We start from the raw sequence: 13,398 nt of genomic DNA, 5'->3' as shown, positions 1-13,398 counted from the left end.
ACTCCCTTGCTAGGACATTAGTCAGCAGGCTTATGGTCGGGCTACGCTGGATTCGTGAGCCGGTCCAGCGGAACCCGTCGCCGCATCCTCATCGCAGGCGGCGCGGTCCTCGGCGTCCTCGTGCTGGTCGTGGTGGGCTTCCTCGCCTGGGCGTCCACGCCGATGATGGGCGATCGCTCCGCGGCGCTCGAGGCGTGGCGGAACCCCGCCGTCACGATCGACGACGCGGGCGAGTCGGTCGTGATGGAGCCGACCGGCACACCCTCCGGCGACGGCCTCGTGTTCGTCCCCGGCGCGCTCGTCGACCCGTACGCCTACCTGAACAAACTCTCGGGCGTCGTCGCCGAGACGGGCCTCACCGTCGTCATCACGAAGCCGACGCTGAACCTCGCGTTCTTCGACCAGCGGCCGCTCTCCACGTTCACCGCTCACGCTCCCGAGGTGACCGACTGGTACGTCGGCGGCCACTCCCTCGGCGGCGTCCGCGCCTGCCAGCTGGCCGAGGATCCGGAGGTGACCGGACTCATCCTGTTCGGCTCCTACTGCGCCAACGACCTCAGCGGTACGGATCTGCGCGTGCTGTCGATCGGCGGCAGCCGCGACGGCCTGAGCACGCCCGCCAAGATCGCAGCGAACCGGCACCTGCTGCCGGAGGACGCACGGATGGTGGAGATCGACGGCATGGATCACGCTCAGTTCGGCGACTACGGCACTCAGCCGGGCGACCGGCCGGCCACCATCGACGACGAGACGGCCCGCGCGAAGCTGACGAAAGCGCTCAGCGGCTTCCTGTCCGAGTGACGCGCGACGAATCCGAGGTCGGCTACCCGCCGACGGGCGACCACTCCCCGCCCACAAGCCGCCCACTCCGCAGCTCGGGGAAGTGCGCGCCGACGCCGGTCGTGCCCGGCTCGACGAGACGCTCCCAGAGTCCCTGACGCGTGCGCTCGGCGCGGGCCGCGTCCACATCGCCCAGGGAGTGCCAGCCCTCTTCGGCCAGCTGCTGCGGGATCGTGATCGCGTCGCCCAGCAGGAGGAGCCGCTCACCGCGCGACTCGACCACCACGGCCAGGTGTCCTGGCGTGTGTCCGGGTGCCGGCACGGCCCGGACTCCGGGCATGACGACGACCTCGGTGTCGACGGGCTGCAGCGTCAGTGTTCCCCCGAGCGCGCGGAAGCCGGCCCGGATGTGCGGCGCCATCTCGCCCCGGCCCTCGACGAAGTGCGCCCACTCGCCCGCGCCGAACCAGAGACGGGCGTTCGGGAAGGTGGGCTGTGCATCCGTGCCGAACAGCCAGCCGACGTGGTCCATGTGGAAGTGCGTGATCACGATGTCGGTGACCTCGGCCGGATGGATGCCCGCCGCGCGCAGTCCGGTCGGCAGCTGGCCGCCGATCAGCATCATCCCGTCGGGCATCGGGTCGAGGGCGGGGCCGAGTCCGGCATCCACCAGGACGACAGCCGCCGCACCATCCGTCTCGCCCTGCTCCTCGCGGATGAGGAAGCAGCCGATCGGGAGCCACGCCGCCCCGTCGCGGTCGAAGACGTCCGGCCGGGCCGTCGCGGGCACCCGGTCGCCGAAGTAGCTCGGACGCGCGACGAACGCGCCGTCGGAGATCGCATCCACTCGGAGTCCGCCCACGCGCATGGAGGCAGCTTACGGCCCGTACACAGACGGCGCGGCCGTGCAGCGGGGAGGCTGCACGGCCGCGCCGGGGGCGGGCTGATGCCGGGAGTTACTTGGCCGGGGGCATCAGGACCGAGTCGATGAGGTACACGGTCGCGTTGGCCGTCTTGACGCCGCCGCAGATGACGTTGGCGTCGTTGACCTTCATGGAGTCGCCGGAGCCGGTGACGGTGACGTCGCCGCCCTCGACGGTCTTGTGGGTGCCGTCGATGTCGGACGGCGCCAGCTGTCCGGGCACCACGTGGTAGGTGAGGATCGAGGTCAGCGTGGCCGTGCCCGCCTCGGTCTTCAGCGAGTCGATGGTCGCCGGGTCGATCTTCTTGAAGGCGTCGTCGACCGGAGCGAAGACGGTGAAGTCGCCGCCGTTCAGGGTGTCGACCAGGTTCACCTGCGGGTTCAGCTTGCCCGAGACGGCCGCGACGAGCGTCGTCAGCAGCGGGTTGTTGCTGGCCGCGGTGGCCACCGGGTCCTCGGCCATGCCGGAGACGGAACCCGCACCCGACGGGACCTGCTTGGCGTAGGCCGCGCAGCCGGGGCCGACGAGGTCGGCGGCCGGGTCCATCGTCGAGGCGGACGGGGTGGACTTGCTCATCGAGGAGCCGGAGTCGCTGGAGGTGGAGCTGCCCGAGCCGGACGAACAGGCGGTGAGGGCGAGGGCGGCTGCGGCCAGGATGGCTGCCGCTGCGAGACGAGCTGTGGATCGCATGGTTCTTCTCCTTCGAGGGATGGTGACGATCGTTGCGGCCGCTGCGGGGCGGTCATCAGGGGTTCGGCCCCGGCGGCGAATCGGATTGGAACCAATCCGCGGGGCCTCTCCGCCACGAACTCCAGGCATGTCAGCGAAGAAGAGAATCGGCACCATCGCCCTGGCCGCACTCGCCGGGGCGGTGAGCGGTGGCGTGTTCCTCGGAGCGGCCGAACTGGTGGCCCTGCTGACCGTGCGCGACGCGAGCCCGATCGTCGCGGTCGGCTCGTTCGTGATCGACGTCGTCCCCCGCTGGGCGAAGGAGCTGGCGATCGACCTGTTCGGGTCGAACGACAAGCTCTTCCTGCTGGCGAGCCTGGGCCTCGCGGTATTCGTGGCCGCCGCCGTCGCCGGGGTGCTGGAGTGGTGGCGCCGGTGGGTCGGCGTCGCGCTCTTCGCCCTCGCGGGGGTCGCGGCCGTGGTCGCGACACTCACCCGCACCGGCGCCAGCCCGTTCGGCTTCCTGCCCGCCGCGGTCGGCGCCATGCTCGGAGCGGTGGTGCTGCGGCTCTTGATCGGCCGGCTTCACGCGTGGCGGGACGGGACCGCGAAGGCGGAGGGGGTCGGCGTCGACCGCCGCCGGTTCCTGGTGCTCACCTCGGTCGCAGCGGCGGGAGCCCTGGTCGCCGGGGTCGGGTCGCGGCTGGGGTCGGCTGCCACGTCATCCATCGCGGCGGTCCGCTCGGCACTGAAGCTCCCGACCCCGGCCTCGCAGCTGAAAGTACCCGCCGGCGCCGAACTCGACGTCCCGGGCATCAGCCCGCTCTTCACGCCGAACAGGGACTTCTACCGGGTGGACACGGCCCTCACCGTGCCGTCGGTCGACCCGGCGAACTGGCGCCTCACCATCGACGGGATGGTCGAGAAGCGCGTGGAGCTCAGCTTCCAGGACCTCGTCGACATGCGTCCGGCGGAGTACGGCGTCACCCTCACCTGCGTGTCGAACGAGGTCGGCGGCAACCTGGTCGGAAACGCGCGGTGGCTGGGCGTGCCGGTCCGCGACATCCTCGCCCTCGCCCGTCCGCGCCGGGGAGCCGACATGGTCCTGTCGCGCAGCGTCGACGGCTTCACCGCCAGCACGCCGCTGGATGCGCTCACCGACGACGGTCGCGACGCCATCCTCGCGATCGGGATGAACGGCGAACCGCTCCCCCTCGAGCACGGGTTCCCGGTGCGGATGGTGGTGCCGGGCCTCTACGGCTACGTGTCGGCGACGAAGTGGCTCACCGAGCTGAAAGTGACGACCTTCGCCAACGACCAGGCGTACTGGACGCCCCGCGGCTACAGCGCGAAAGCCCCGATCAAGCTCTCCAGCCGCATCGACACCCCGCGGGTGGACAAGCCGCTCTCGGCCGGGCCGACGAAGATCGCCGGTGTCGCGTGGGCGCAGACGGTCGGCATCCGCACCGTCGAGGTCCGGATCGACGGCGGCGACTGGCAACAGGCGAAGCTCTCCACCCCGATCAACGCCGACACGTGGGTGCAGTGGTCGCTCGACTGGGACGCCACCCCCGGCAGCCACACACTCGCCGTGCGCGCCACCGACCGCGCGGGCCGCATGCAGGAGCAGAAGCGCACGCCGATCGCGCCGAACGGGTCGACCGGATGGCAGCAGACGCTGGTGCGGGTGGGCTGAGCGCGCTCAGCGGGCGGCCCGGCGGGTCTTCGCCCCGGTGGGCGGCGGCGCCGGGATGATGGGGCTTCGAGACGATATCGGGGGTCCACATGGATGAACAGCTCACGGAACAGCCGCCCGCCAAGCTTCGGCGCATCGGCGTGACGCTGATGATCGTCGGAGTGCTTTTCCTCGTCGGCGGGGTCATGTGGGATCTGAACGGCGGGCCGTCCTGGCTCCACGTGCTCACCTGGGTCGGCGGGGGTGTCTTCGCGTACGGACTCGTCACGACGATCACGGCGGGCCGTTCCACGCTGCGACCGTAGCGGCCGGCGGCGCGAGTTGCCCGTCGCGCCGAGGCGCGCTTTAATCTGCGTATGCATGCAGATAAGCCGATATGCGGGCGTCTCCCCGACAGTCAGTACGTGGAACTCGCCGTCGAGGTCTTCGCCATGCTCGCGGACGCGACGCGGGTGCGCATCGTGCTGGCGCTCCGGGATGCGGGCGAGCTGTCGGTGAACCATCTCGCCGACATCCTCGACAAGCAGCCCGCAGCGGTGTCGCAGCACCTGGCGAAGCTGCGGCTGGCGCGGATCGTCGCCACCCGGCAGGACGGCCAGCGCGTCTTCTACCGTCTGGAGAACGAGCACGCGAGCCGGCTCGTGAGCGACGCGATCTTCCAGGCCGAGCACTCGCTCGGCGGCACCCCGCGCCACCACCATGCGGCGGCGACGGCAGAGGACGAGGTAACCGCGTGACCCACGAGGCACACACGCATCACGCGCCCGACCACGCGCACCCGCATGACCACGATCACGACCACGCGCACGACCACGGCCACCAGCACCCGACCGGGTTCCGCGGCTTCCTCTACGGGATGTTCGTCCCGCACTCGCACGACGCGGCCGACTCGATCGACGACGCGATGGAGGCGAGCACCGAAGGCGTCCGCGCCCTGAAGATCAGTCTGTTCGTGCTGCTCGCGACCACGCTGCTGCAAGCGGTGATCGTCGCGTTCAGCGGCTCCGTCGCCCTGCTGGCCGACACCGTGCACAACTTCTCCGATGCCCTCACGGCCGTCCCTCTCTGGGTCGCTTTCGTGCTCGGGCGCCGGGTCGCCACCCGCCGCTACACCTACGGATACGGAAGGGCGGAGGACCTGGCCGGGCTGTTCATCATCGCTGTCGTCGCCCTGTCCGCGATCGTGGCGGCCTGGCAGTCGATCGACCGGCTGTTCCATCCACAGCCGCTGGAGAACCTGGGCTGGGTCGTCGTCGCCGGCCTCATCGGGTTCGCCGGCAACGAGGCGGTGGCGATCTACCGCATCCGGGTCGGTCGGCGCATCGGCTCGGCTGCGCTGGTGGCCGACGGCGTCCACGCCCGCATCGACGGCTTCACCTCCCTCGCCGTCGTCCTCGGCGCGCTCGGCGTCATGCTCGGCTTCCCTCTCGCCGATCCGATCGTCGGTGTGCTCATCTCGGCCGCGATCGTCGTGCTGCTGTGGGGCACCGTGCGCAGCATCGGCCGCCGGCTGCTCGACGGCGTCGAGCCGGAGCTGGTGGAGCAGCTGGAGCACGCCCTGGCTGAGACGCCGGGTGTCGTGGCTGTACCGCGGGTGCAGCTGCGGTGGGTCGGCCACCGGCTGCACGGCAGCGCCGAGCTCGCTGTGGACGCGGTCGGTCTGCGCGACGCGCACCGGGTCGCGACGGCCGCCCGCGAGCACGCCAGGGAGCACCTGCGCACCCTCGACGAGCTGCATCTCGAAGTGACTCCGGACGCGACGAGCCCGTCGGGCCCATAAACACGGTGCCCGGGCGGATCTGGACGGCCATAGGAGTGCTCGCCCTGGCCGTGATGTGGGTCGCCCTGGTGGCGGTCCTGGTCGTGCAACAGCGCCGGACCGCGGGCTACGACGCGCTCGAGCGCAACTGGCCGGGAACCGCGGACGGCCTCGGCAGCCTGGTGGCACTCGCGCGCGTGCACCGCCCGCGGGCGGATCCCCCGCAGAGGTGACCGGTGCGGCCTGTGAGGCCCCCGCACATCCACGCGTTTCCCATCGAGTCGCGGGTACCGTCGTCGGCATGACAGGACACCTGCTCGCCCTGCCCGCCGCCGCGTCCCCGCTCCAGACGCAGACCGACCCCTCCGAACTCGGCGGTATCGCCGGCCTCGCCGCCCGTGTCATGACCACCCTCGGCGAGATCGGCGTCGGACTCTGCTCGCTGGCGGAGGTGGTCTTCCCGCCGATCCCGAGCGAGGTCATCCTGCCGTTCGCCGGGTTCCTCGCCTATCAGGGCTCGCTCAACGTCGCGCTCGTGCTGCTGGCGGCGACGCTCGGCAGCTTCGCCGGCGCCGCGATCCTCTACGTCCTCGGCCGCAGGCTGGGCGAGGAGCGCGCCGTCCGCCTGCTGTCGCGGCTGCCGCTGGTCGAGGAGGAGGACTTCACCAAGGCGGCCGACTGGCTGAAGTGCCACGGACGCGGCGCCGTCTTCTTCGGGAGGCTCGTGCCGCTGGTGCGGAGCCTGATCTCCCTTCCGGCGGGCGCGACACGGATGCCGTTCGGCCGGTTCGCGGCGTTCACCCTCGCCGGGACGCTGCTCTGGAACGCGATCCTCGTCGGCGCCGGGTTCGCCCTCGGCACTCAGTACCACCTCGTCGAGCGGTACACGGAGTACATCGACATCGTCGTGTACGTCGCCGTCGGTCTGGTGCTCGGTTGGCTGGTGCTGCGCCGGATCCTGCGTCATCGCGCAGCGAGGCGGGACGCGGACCCGTCGGCCTGACTGCGGCAAGCGTGGGGGCGGGGTCGGGGTACGCCCCGACTCGCAACGAGACGGGGCGTACTCCCCCAGTGACGACGCCGAGTGTCGTCGGTGTCCCCGCGCAAAACATACGGACTTACCGGTTTGAGTGCAAATCGGGCTCAGCGATCGAAGGGAACGGTGAGGACCTCCCAGATCCTGTCGATGTCCGACGCGAGCCCGTCGAGTGTCCCGCGCTCGTCCGCGATCATGTACGCCCCGAAGATGCCGTGCACCGCGACGGTCGCGACGGCTCGCGTGTCCACGTCCGGGCCGCCGCGGTCCTCGGTCTCCTGCCCCAGGACACGCGAGAGCACCGCGACCCAGCGCGCGTAGGGATTCTCGTCGGCAGACGGCGGCAGCACGGTCTGCGACAGCTTCATGGCGGCACGGACGCGCACGTCTGAGGCCAGCAGCGCACCGACGCGGCGCGTCAGCTCCCGCGCGGCGGGCAGACCACGCAGCCCGGACTCCTCGACCTCGCCGATGATCACCGGCCAGTTCGCGTACTTCTCGGCCACGAGCGCGCGAGCGATGTCAAGCTTGGAGCGGAAGTGGAAGTAGACCGCACCCTTGGTCGCGCCGGTCCGCTCGACGATGCGCTCCAGGCGCGCACCCTCATAGCCGTGTTCGTCGAACTCCGCGGCGGCGGCGTCGAGGATGGCGAGGCGCGTGCGCTCCGCGCGCTCCTGTCTCGGCATGCGAAGGCCCGTCTCCCGAAGTGGCGTGTCTGAGATGACGATATCGTGGGCGCCCCTCAGCCAGAGGCAAAGCGGTCAACCAGGGGTGGGGAAACGAACACAGGATGCGCACAGCCCGAAAAGGCAACCCCTACCGTCCACCCGGTTTTCCGGCCACCGTGTCGGCTCGTGAGCATCGAACAGCGCCGCCGGTCCCTCGTCCGCCGCATCAACCTGAGCGCCGCCTGGGGCGAGGGACTCGACGGTTTCGACCTCGGCATCCTGAGCGTCGTGCTCCCGGCCATCACCACCGCACTGCACCTGTCGCCGGTCGAGGCCGGCCTGATCGGTGCGTCCTCGCTGATCGGGATCTTCGTGGGCGCACCCCTCGCCGGCTACCTGACCGACCGGTTCGGGCGGCAGCGCATGTTCACCATCGACATCGGCTGCTTCATCGTGCTGGGCGTGCTGCAAGCGCTCGTGACCGAGCCGTGGCAACTGTTCGTGGTGCGCGTCCTGCTCGGTGTCGCGATCGGCGCCGAGTATGCGATCGGGGCGGCGATGCTGGCCGAGTTCGCGCCCAACCGCAACCGGGGGCGCCGCCTCTCCGCTCTGCTCGTGTGCTGGTACGGGGGCTTCCTGGTGGCCGTCGTCGTCGCCTATGCGATGGTCGCGCTGGGCGCCGACTGGCGGTGGGTGCTCGCCACCAGCGTCATCCCCGCGATCGGTGCGTGGGTGGTGCGCATGGGCATCCCGGAGTCGCCGCGCTGGCTGATCGGACGCGGCCGCCAGGCGGAGGCCGACGAGATCGTGGAGAAGAACCTCGGCGCCGACTACTTCGCCGCCGAAGGGATGGATGCAGAGCAGGAGTCGCGCGGCGGATACCGCGCCCTGTTCCACGGGCAGAACCTTCGCCGGCTGCTGTTCATCAGCGTCTTCTGGGCGTGCAACGTCGCGCCCTACTTCGCGATCTTCACCTTCGCGCCGGTCGTGCTGAAGTCGCTCAACCTGACCAACCCGGCCGCCGGCACCATCGGCGTGAACGGCCTGGCCACCATCGGCGCCCTCGTCGGCGCCCTCACCATCGAGCACATCGGCCGTCGCAAGCAGCTCATCCCGCCGTTCTGGATCATGGCGGCGGCGCTCGCGGTCGTCGGCGTGTGGTCGGGGGCGCCCGCCTGGGTCACCATCGCGTGCTTCGCCGTCTTCGCTTTCTTCAACGCGCTGCAGGGCAACCTGTCGGCGGTCTACCCGATCGAGATCATGCCGACCGAGGTGCGCAGCTCGGCCGTCGGAGTGGCGGCAGCGGCGAGCCGGGTGGGAGCGGCGGCCGGCACCTTCCTGCTGCCGGTGGGCATCGCCTCCATCGGCACCGGCTGGTGCATGATCATCGCGGCGGTCGTCTGCGTGATCGGCGCACTCGTGTCGCAGGTGACGGCCCCGGAGACGACCGGGCAGACCCTCAACGAGGCCAGCGGATCGCAGCCCGTCGTCCGGGAGGACGCACGGGCCTGAGCCCGCACCGATCGGGGCGGCCCGCGCTGCGTCCGGTCAGGCCCCGTCGGCGAGTTCGCGCACCTCGGTGGTGCGCTCGCCCGGACGGTCGCCGGTGTTGACCGTCCCCTGCGGCTCGACCATCACGACGAGCGCGTCCTCGTCGGCCTTCGGACAGTGCTCGACGCCGCGCGGGACGACGAACACATCATGCGGACCGAGTTCCACATCCCCGTCGCGCAGCTGGATGGTGAGCCGTCCCTCCATGACGAGGAACAGCTCGTCGGTCTCGGGATGCGCGTGCCAGACGAACTCACCCCGCAGGCGCGCCACCTTCACGTCGTAGTCGTTGACGCTCGCGAGGCGGTGCGGCTGCCACGGCTCCGGGATGAGGGCGAAGGCGGCGTCGAGGTTGTGGACCGTGTTCATGTCGTCAGCCTAGGACCGGCTCGACCGCACGACGTCGGAGGCCGGTGGTTGTATGGGGAGGTGCTCCTCGACACGCTCGTGACGACGGCCGAGACCGTCGCATCCACCCGGTCCCGGCTGGCGAAGGTGGATGCGCTCGCGGCGCTTCTCGCCGACCTCGATCCGGAGGAGATCGCCCCGGCCGTCGGGTTCCTCGTCGGCAAGGCCCGGCAGGGGCGCGTCGGCGTCGGCTGGCGCGGGCTCAGCGGCGCCATGGGCGAGCCGGCGTCGGAGTCCTCTCTGACCGTCGATGATCTGGATGCGCTGCTCGACCGCCTCGCGGCGCTGTCGGGATCGGGCTCGGCCGGAGAGCGCAACCGCGCCCTCCGCGACTTCACAGCGCGGGCCACCGCACGCGAGCAGGACTTCATCGCGCGCGTGCTCCTCGGCGAGATGCGCACCGGGGCACTCGAAGGCGTGCTGATGGATGCGATCGCCCGGGCCGCGGACCGCCCCGGCGACAGCGTTCGCCGCGCCGCGATGCTGTCCGGAAACCTCGGCGAGACCGCCCGCCTGGCGCTGACCGGCACTGCGGAGGAGCTCGATGCGGTCGGCCTGGTCGTGGGCCGGCCCGTGCTCCCGATGCTGGCGGCGTCAGCCCCGAGCGCGGCGGAGGCCCTCGCGACGACCGGCGAGGCGTCGGTCGAGTACAAGCTCGACGGCGCGCGCATCCAGGTGCACCGGCGCGGCGACGAGGTCCGCGTCTTCACCCGCAACCTCGCGGACATCACCCACCGCCTGCCGGAGGTGGTCGAAGTGGCGCGGCGACTGCCGGTGCGCGACGTGATCCTCGACGGAGAGACCCTGTCGCTCGATGAGGACGGAGCGCCTCGGCCGTTCCAGGACACCATGTCGCGATTTGCGCGGTGGAGCTCAGGGGCGGCGCGAAGCGACGCCGCGACCCCAGCGCCGAAGGAGCCTGCGACTGAGGGTCCGGACGCCCTGCGGGAGACGGTGCTGCATCCCTGGTTCTTCGACATCCTGCACGTCGACGGCCGCGACCTGCTCGACGAGCCGCTGTCCATCCGGCTGGCGGAACTGGAGCGCGTGGCTGGCGACCATCGCATCCCCGGCGAGGTCACGGCCGACCCCGAGGTGGCCGAGCGCGTCTCGCGTGACGCCCTCGCCGCCGGGCAGGAGGGCGTGGTCGTGAAGGCGATCGACTCGCCCTACGCGGCGGGCCGGCGCGGGTCCAGCTGGGTCAAGGTGAAGCCCGTGCACACGTACGACCTTGTCGTGCTCGCCGTGGAGTGGGGGTCGGGCCGGCGGCAGGGACTGCTGTCGAACATCCACCTCGGCGCCCGCGATCCGGAGGGCGATTTCGGCGAGCCGGGCGGCTTCGTGATGGTCGGCAAGACCTTCAAGGGCCTCACCGACAAGCTCCTCGCCTGGCAAACAGAGCACTTCCAGGAGATCGAGGTGCGCCGAACGGCCGGAACGGTCTGGGTCGCGCCGACGACGGTAGTCGAGATCGCGATCGACGGCGTGCAGCGATCCAGCCGCTACCCCGGCGGCATCGCCCTGCGCTTCGCCCGCGTCAAGCGGTACCGCGACGACAAGGACGCCGGCGAGGCCGACACGATCGAAACGCTGCGCGGCCTCCTCCGCGAGTGACCGTCCCGCACCCGCCTCGCCCTCGCACCGAAACGGAGGAGTTCCGGGTCCGATCGGCTCGGGAACTCCTCCGTTTGGTGGATTCCGCCGGAGTGTCGGACCGAAACTCCTCCGTTTCCCGCCACCTCGCGGACGCGGGAAAGGTGCCCCGGCGGCCGTGGAAAGGGAGGAGTTCCCATGGCGACGCGCGGCGTTTCGCCACGAACGGAGGATGCGCGGAGTCGGACGTGCGGGATCTCCTCCGTTTCAGCCGCACCGACGGAGCCGACCGCGCTGGACGCGGACGCGAGCGTCACGCCCGCAGGCGCGCCGCCTCCCGCCGCTCCGCCTCGTCGGCGTAGCCGACCTGCGCCCGCCACCACGGCGTCTCGATGAAGCCGCGCTTGAGGTACAGCAGCTCCATCGCGCCGGTCCAGCCCTCGACGCCCTCGAGCACCGAGAGGGTGTGCGAGATGAACTGGTTCAGTTCCCCCACGGACGGCGTGATCAGCTCGCAGAACAGGGAGTTGTCGTCCAGCAACGAGGCGAGGTAGCGCACGGCCGGATACCCGGAGAGCTCCTGCGCGACGGCCTCCAGCCGGGACGGCGCGACCTTGACCAGCAGCAGCGTCTCCGCACCCATCCCGAGCGCCGCCGCGGGGACGAGCGTGAGGATGTCGAGGCAGTGGTTCGCGCGCATCCGGTCGAAGCGGCGCCGCACGCTGGACTCGTTCATGCCCGTCCGGTCGCCGATGGCCTGGAAGGTGACGCGGCCGTCGTCGCGGAGGGCGGCGAGGATGCGGCGATCGGCCTCGTCGAGGTGGTCGGGCTCGCACATCTCGGCGTCGACCAGCGACGCCTTCTCGTCCTCCTGCGGGAGCTTCATCGTCTCGGCGAACAGCTGCCGGCTCCAGTCGTGCCGCACCTTGTGCACGTGCATGATGAGGTCGCTGCGCCAGCGCTTGATGCCTGCGATGGACTGGAGCTGCTGGATGAGCTGCGGGTAGTGAGCAGCGCCTCCCGTCACCACGACCTCGGCCATGATGTCGTACTGCCCGGTCACCAGCGTGAGGAAGCGGACGTCGGCGTGCTCCACGAGCGCTGCCGCGACCTCGAGCTGCGTGCCCGGGCGGCAGTTCAGCCGCACCAGGAAGGTGTCGACCTGCCCGGAGCTGCCGAGCGCCGGCACGACGGCGATCCGCACGACGCCGTCCTGCACCAGCTGCTGGCCGCGGCGGGCGACGGTGGCGGAGGAGCTGCCGACCATGTCCGCGATCGCGGTCCAGCTCGCTCGTCCGTCGTGCTGGAGCGCGACGATGATGCGGCGGTCGAGGTCGTCGAGGGTGTCGAGCGCCTTCACTCGGACGCCGCGCTCCGCACCGGCGGCACCACTTCGTGCAGGAATCCCCGCACCGTGTCCGTCCATGCCTCCGCCTCCTCGATCTGGGGAGAGTGACCCGATTTCTCGAAGATCGCCAGCCGCGCATCCGGGATGAGCGACACGATCGTCTCCGAGCACGAGACCGGCGTGATCCAGTCGGTCCGCCCGACGGTCACCAGCGTGGGTGCGGTGATCCCCGGGAGCGCCCCCTTCAGATCATAGGTCGGAAGGTTCTTCGAGAAGGCGTAGTTGTGTGCTTCGTAGCGGTACGGGGTGGCCTCGACCTTCCGTTCGACCGCCTCCGGGTCGTAGACGTAGTCGTACAGCGGGAGGATCTCGCGCCAGCAGTCGCGGAGGTCGTCGTTGTCGCGCACGCGACCCTCGTCGATGCGGTCGAACTTCTCCATGTCGACGGTCACCCGGTCGGAGGCGAGCGCGTTCTTGCGGGACAGCTCCGAGTGGGAGTTGTCGGCGGCCGTGTCGCGCAGCACCAGGGCGAGCACCCGGTCCGGGTACCGCGTCGCGTACTCCAGCGACATGAAGCCGCCGTACGAGCCGCCGGCCATGACGATCCGCTCGGCGCCGATCCACTCGCGCAGCGCGTCGATGTCGGCCGCCCACTGCTCGTGGCTGAACTCGCCGTTGCCCTCGCTCTCGCCCGAGCCGCGTGCATCGAACACGACGACGCGGTACTCGTCCGCCAGGCGCCCGAAGCTGGCGCGCGGTTCCGCGCGCGAACCGAGACCGGGTGCGCCGTGGTGGGTGATGATCACCGGCGCCCCCTCCGGTCCGAGCACCTCGACGGCGAGGCGATTGCCGTTGATCTCGACGAACTGCGCGGTGGTGGTCGCGGCGGCGAACTCGGGGGAGACGTCTGTTGTCACGGTGTTCCTTTCGATGGCGGTGCTGTGGTGCGGTGGTTCGGAGATCGGTG

Annotated in this window: 15 protein-coding genes; 9 read left to right on the top strand and 6 right to left on the bottom strand. The window is 70.8% G+C overall.

The window, feature by feature from the left end; all coding sequences use genetic code 11:
• The first annotated feature begins 54 nt into the window (after positions 1 to 54).
• The gene (locus tag ACF1AJ_RS16890) at positions 55 to 801 is read left to right on the top strand and encodes an alpha/beta hydrolase (protein WP_391508397.1); all 747 of its coding nucleotides are present in this window, start codon (positions 55 to 57) and stop codon (positions 799 to 801) included.
• A 22-nt stretch (positions 802 to 823) separates the two neighbouring features.
• Here ACF1AJ_RS16890 and ACF1AJ_RS16885 read toward each other — a convergent pair whose 3' ends face one another.
• Positions 824 to 1,648 (bottom strand): MBL fold metallo-hydrolase, encoded by an 825-nt coding sequence (locus ACF1AJ_RS16885; RefSeq protein ID WP_391508396.1) that lies wholly within the window; start codon positions 1,646 to 1,648, stop codon positions 824 to 826.
• An 88-nt stretch (positions 1,649 to 1,736) separates the two neighbouring features.
• A complete protein-coding gene (locus ACF1AJ_RS16880; RefSeq protein ID WP_391508395.1) occupies positions 1,737 to 2,393 on the bottom strand; it encodes a fasciclin domain-containing protein in 657 nt (218 codons plus the stop codon).
• A 127-nt stretch (positions 2,394 to 2,520) separates the two neighbouring features.
• On the opposite strand from ACF1AJ_RS16880, the gene ACF1AJ_RS16875 reads away from it, so the two are divergent.
• The 6 genes from ACF1AJ_RS16875 to ACF1AJ_RS16850 all read left to right on the top strand — a co-directional run bounded on the left by ACF1AJ_RS16875 (position 2,521) and on the right by ACF1AJ_RS16850 (position 6,830).
• Positions 2,521 to 4,068, top strand: coding sequence for a molybdopterin-dependent oxidoreductase (locus ACF1AJ_RS16875; RefSeq protein WP_391508394.1), 1,548 nt, complete (start codon positions 2,521 to 2,523; stop codon positions 4,066 to 4,068).
• Positions 4,069 to 4,157: 89 nt separating this feature from the next.
• Positions 4,158 to 4,373 (top strand): hypothetical protein, encoded by a 216-nt coding sequence (locus ACF1AJ_RS16870; protein WP_391508393.1) that lies wholly within the window; start codon positions 4,158 to 4,160, stop codon positions 4,371 to 4,373.
• 51 nt (positions 4,374 to 4,424) lie between these two features.
• Positions 4,425 to 4,805: an ArsR/SmtB family transcription factor gene (locus ACF1AJ_RS16865; RefSeq protein ID WP_391508392.1), complete on the top strand. Its 381-nt coding sequence runs from the start codon at positions 4,425 to 4,427 to the stop codon at positions 4,803 to 4,805.
• Positions 4,802 to 5,848, top strand: coding sequence for a cation diffusion facilitator family transporter (locus ACF1AJ_RS16860; protein WP_391508391.1), 1,047 nt, complete (start codon positions 4,802 to 4,804; stop codon positions 5,846 to 5,848). Before ACF1AJ_RS16865 ends, ACF1AJ_RS16860 begins: the two co-directional genes overlap by 4 nt.
• A 5-nt stretch (positions 5,849 to 5,853) precedes the next feature.
• Positions 5,854 to 6,060, top strand: a complete 207-nt coding sequence (locus ACF1AJ_RS16855; RefSeq protein WP_391508390.1) for a hypothetical protein — start codon at positions 5,854 to 5,856, stop codon at positions 6,058 to 6,060.
• Positions 6,061 to 6,128: 68 nt separating this feature from the next.
• Positions 6,129 to 6,830: a DedA family protein gene (locus tag ACF1AJ_RS16850; RefSeq protein ID WP_391508389.1), complete on the top strand. Its 702-nt coding sequence runs from the start codon at positions 6,129 to 6,131 to the stop codon at positions 6,828 to 6,830.
• 140 nt (positions 6,831 to 6,970) lie between these two features.
• Here the strand turns inward: ACF1AJ_RS16850 and ACF1AJ_RS16845 are convergent, their stop codons facing one another.
• Positions 6,971 to 7,549, bottom strand: coding sequence for a TetR family transcriptional regulator (locus tag ACF1AJ_RS16845; RefSeq protein ID WP_391508388.1), 579 nt, complete (start codon positions 7,547 to 7,549; stop codon positions 6,971 to 6,973).
• A 168-nt stretch (positions 7,550 to 7,717) separates the two neighbouring features.
• Here ACF1AJ_RS16845 and ACF1AJ_RS16840 point away from each other — a divergent pair, with 168 nt between their 5' ends.
• Positions 7,718 to 9,043 carry an MFS transporter gene (locus ACF1AJ_RS16840; RefSeq protein WP_391508387.1) on the top strand — a complete coding sequence of 442 codons (1,326 nt, stop codon included), beginning with the start codon at positions 7,718 to 7,720 and terminating at the stop codon, positions 9,041 to 9,043.
• A 36-nt stretch (positions 9,044 to 9,079) separates the two neighbouring features.
• On the opposite strand, the gene ACF1AJ_RS16835 is transcribed toward ACF1AJ_RS16840, so the two are convergent.
• Positions 9,080 to 9,451, bottom strand: coding sequence for a cupin domain-containing protein (locus tag ACF1AJ_RS16835; RefSeq protein ID WP_391508386.1), 372 nt, complete (start codon positions 9,449 to 9,451; stop codon positions 9,080 to 9,082).
• Between the two features lie 60 nt (positions 9,452 to 9,511).
• Between ACF1AJ_RS16835 and ACF1AJ_RS16830 the strand changes: the two genes are divergently transcribed.
• The gene (locus ACF1AJ_RS16830; protein WP_391508385.1) at positions 9,512 to 11,104 is read left to right on the top strand and encodes an ATP-dependent DNA ligase; all 1,593 of its coding nucleotides are present in this window, start codon (positions 9,512 to 9,514) and stop codon (positions 11,102 to 11,104) included.
• Positions 11,105 to 11,396: 292 nt separating this feature from the next.
• Here ACF1AJ_RS16830 and ACF1AJ_RS16825 read toward each other — a convergent pair whose 3' ends face one another.
• On the bottom strand, positions 11,397 to 12,509 hold the full coding sequence (locus tag ACF1AJ_RS16825; protein WP_231371233.1) for an Lrp/AsnC family transcriptional regulator: 1,113 nt from the start codon (positions 12,507 to 12,509) through the stop codon (positions 11,397 to 11,399).
• On the bottom strand, positions 12,440 to 13,348 hold the full coding sequence (locus tag ACF1AJ_RS16820) for an alpha/beta hydrolase (protein WP_309854117.1): 909 nt from the start codon (positions 13,346 to 13,348) through the stop codon (positions 12,440 to 12,442). The genes ACF1AJ_RS16825 and ACF1AJ_RS16820 overlap by 70 nt, the downstream gene beginning before the upstream one ends.
• Positions 13,349 to 13,398 lie beyond the last annotated feature (50 nt).

Origin of the sequence: Leifsonia sp. NPDC014704, assembly GCF_043083605.1 — a bacterium.
Lineage (GTDB): Bacteria > Actinomycetota > Actinomycetes > Actinomycetales > Microbacteriaceae > Leifsonia.
Note: the sequence above shows the minus strand (reverse complement) of the source record. Positions and strands in the feature narration are given on the sequence as shown.

Excerpts from the sequence above, each read along its gene's own strand:
- ACF1AJ_RS16885 (WP_391508396.1), bottom strand. The coding sequence starts at position 1,648 with ATGCGCGTGGGCGGACTCCGAGTGGATGCGATCTCCGACGGCGCGTTC.
- ACF1AJ_RS16880 (WP_391508395.1), bottom strand. The coding sequence starts at position 2,393 with ATGCGATCCACAGCTCGTCTCGCAGCGGCAGCCATCCTGGCCGCAGCC.
- ACF1AJ_RS16875 (WP_391508394.1), top strand. The coding sequence starts at position 2,521 with ATGTCAGCGAAGAAGAGAATCGGCACCATCGCCCTGGCCGCACTCGCC.
- ACF1AJ_RS16870 (WP_391508393.1), top strand. The coding sequence starts at position 4,158 with ATGGATGAACAGCTCACGGAACAGCCGCCCGCCAAGCTTCGGCGCATC.
- ACF1AJ_RS16865 (WP_391508392.1), top strand. The coding sequence starts at position 4,425 with ATGCATGCAGATAAGCCGATATGCGGGCGTCTCCCCGACAGTCAGTAC.
- ACF1AJ_RS16850 (WP_391508389.1), top strand. The coding sequence starts at position 6,129 with ATGACAGGACACCTGCTCGCCCTGCCCGCCGCCGCGTCCCCGCTCCAG.
- ACF1AJ_RS16845 (WP_391508388.1), bottom strand. The coding sequence starts at position 7,549 with ATGCCGAGACAGGAGCGCGCGGAGCGCACGCGCCTCGCCATCCTCGAC.
- ACF1AJ_RS16835 (WP_391508386.1), bottom strand. The coding sequence starts at position 9,451 with ATGAACACGGTCCACAACCTCGACGCCGCCTTCGCCCTCATCCCGGAG.
- ACF1AJ_RS16825 (WP_231371233.1), bottom strand. The coding sequence starts at position 12,509 with ATGGACGGACACGGTGCGGGGATTCCTGCACGAAGTGGTGCCGCCGGT.